Here is a 2737-nt window from a genome sequence, read left to right as displayed (position 1 = left end):
AATTTCATTAAAGACATTTAACTCTTTGCAGAGAAAATTTAAACAGTTAGCTTTTATTAGTTGAGTAAATCAGTTCAGACTTTTATCTAATGATGAATTAAGAGCACCTACCTATTACCAAAGTACCATACTCAATAGCGCTAAAGTCTTTGTGAAAAGAGTGTGAGAATCTATTCATCAAGAATAATTTAATGAAAATCTTATTAGATATTTTTCATGTAGCAATGAGAAAGCCCTCATGAGAATTAGTTTATTAAGGTATAGAAATGAAATAACAGCAATTCAAAATTGTTTTTTATAATTTGAGTTCAGATTTTTTTTGATGTGCCTTTAAAGAAAGTGAGGCTGAGTTAAAGTAATCTCAAAGATAGCTCCCCTTGGTTGATTGCTTTTGACACAAATTTCACCTTGATGGGCTTTGATAATCATTTTGCATAGAGCCAAGCCTAAACCTATTTGGGAAACATTGGGCATCAGGTTGCCGATCTCATACTTTTCAAAAATCTTTTGTCGTAATCTATCGGGGACACCAGGACCAGAATCAATAACTTGTATTTTGAGTTTACCTGACTGGGTAAGGTCTACATTTACAATAATTTTACTGTTTTCTGGAGCAAACTTAATAGCATTGGATAGGAGGTTATCTAATACACGATACATTAATGTTTCATCTATAAGAATGCCATTAGTTAGAGAATTCGAAAATTGACTAATGAGTGACTGTTTTTTTTGGGTTGCGATCGCATCAAAATTACCAAGCAAAGACTCCACAAGTTTACGAATATCAACCTCTGTTCGATTGAGTCGTATATTGCCAGATTCAAGCAGGGCAATTTTTAGTAAATCATCAATTAAAAGCTGTAACCCCTGAGCCGACTCATAGATTTTCTCCAGTCTTTTCTGAATAACTGAATCTACATCCATCTCAAGAAATTCTACACCTAGCAGAACATCCGTAAGACGATTGCGTAGATCATGAACGAGCATGTGTACCATGTCTTCTCGAAACTTGAGCAAGGTCTGTAGATCGTCATGCTGATGTTTGATCCGTAACATCGAGGTTACCCTAGCCCGCAATTCCAGCCCATTAAGTGGTTTGCTAATAAAATCATCAGCACCTGCATTCAGACAGCGAGCGAGGTCTTCTTTCCTCGTTAGCGCTGTTACCATCGTGATTGGGATAGCTTGCCACTTAGGTATTGCCCTAATCTGTTTACAGAGTTCAATCCCATTGATGCCAGGCATCATCACATCCAAGAGAATTAAATCTGGCTGAATAATATCTAGAGAATCGATTACCCGTTGCGCATTATCAATATAGTGAAACTGATAATCTTGGTTACTCAACAGAACTGATATCACATCAAAATTATCGGATTCATCATCAACAATAAGAATGATTGGAGTGCTCACTTGATACCCTCTTGCAAAAGCTGTTGTATAGCATCGATCAATGTTTTCACCTTAAATGGTTTGCTGAGATAACGATAGGTTCCTAGTGTAGGATATTGATCTGGGTGATTTTTTATATCTGAAGCTGCTAGAGTAATGATAGGAATATCGGTCAAATTCGAGATACAACGAATCTGCCGAATCGTATCTAAAGCATCTATCCCTGGTAGATGACTATCAATCAAGATCAAATCAGGTAAAGCACTCTGAGCTAGATCGATGACTCCTTGACAGTTTGCCGCTATTTGTACGCAATATCCTTTGGCTCTCAGATAGCTCATAATTGTAATACTATTAGCGTCTTCATTTTCAGCCAGTAAAATTAAAGAAGCTCCCATAAATTGGGTCTGATTGGCCTCAGGTTTTGATAGCGCCCGTAGAGGGATCGCCGGAGGAAATGGAGACGCAAGGGTACAGGGCAGATCGACCGTAAAACAACTACCATTACCGAGCTTACTCGTTACCTCCACCACTCCGCCATGGAGCTCAACAATGCGTTTCACCAAGGCTAATCCTAACCCTGTCCCTGAATATTTACGGTTTAAGTCGCTATCAATTTGGATAAAAGGCTCAAACAGGTTACTGATATGTTCAGACGCAATACCAATGCCAGTATCACTGATAGCAATTCGCACAAATGCATTGATATCGGCTCTATTTTGCTTTGGATAATTTTGGAGGCTAACGTCTAGGCGTACGCGTCCTCCCTTTGGAGTAAACTTCACCGCGTTACTCAGTAAGTTAATTAACACCTGGCGCATACGCAGCTTATCCACATGCACATTAGGTAAATGGGTTGGCAAGTTAGTCTCAATTTGAATAGATTTTTGATAGGCCTGCTGCATAATAAAAGTTAAACTTTCTTGACAAATAGGCTCTACCGCAGATAACGTCACGTCTAACTCTATCTGGCCAGACTCAATTTTAGCGACATCTAAAATGTCATTAATAAGTTCTAGCAAGTGATGGCCACTACGCCGAATCATGTCTAATGGTTTAACTTGTTGCTGATGAATTTCCCCAAATACTTGCTCCTGTAAACTCTCTGCCATGCCTAGAATAGCGTTAAGGGGCGTGCGCAGTTCGTGGCTCATATTGGCCAGAAATTCATCTTTGAGACGGGTGGCGCGCACAAGTTTTTCGTTGGTCAGTCGCAGCTGCATTTCTGCTTGTTTGCGTTCGGTAATATCCCGCACAATTTTTGAGGCACCTACAATCTCTCCTGTGTCATTCCTGAGTGGAGAAATGGTTGCTGAAACTTCTATAGGAGTGCCATTCTTGTGAA

2 protein-coding genes are annotated in these 2737 nt (G+C 39.3%); both read right to left on the bottom strand.

The window, feature by feature from the left end:
* Positions 1 to 330: 330 nt before the first annotated feature.
* Positions 331 to 1413, bottom strand: coding sequence for a hybrid sensor histidine kinase/response regulator (locus IQ260_RS31785; protein ID WP_193996634.1), 1083 nt, complete (start codon positions 1411 to 1413; stop codon positions 331 to 333).
* A partial coding sequence (locus IQ260_RS29580) for a hybrid sensor histidine kinase/response regulator (protein WP_193996633.1) occupies positions 1410 to 2737 on the bottom strand: 1328 nt, incomplete at its 5' end. The genes IQ260_RS29580 and IQ260_RS31785, both read right to left, overlap by 4 nt.

The sequence above is a fragment of the Leptolyngbya cf. ectocarpi LEGE 11479 genome (assembly GCF_015207065.1).
Classification (GTDB): Bacteria; Cyanobacteriota; Cyanobacteriia; order Phormidesmidales; family Phormidesmidaceae; genus Leptothoe; species Leptothoe ectocarpi.
The sequence above is the reverse complement of the archived record's forward strand: the minus strand, read 5'-3'. Positions and strand labels throughout refer to the sequence as shown.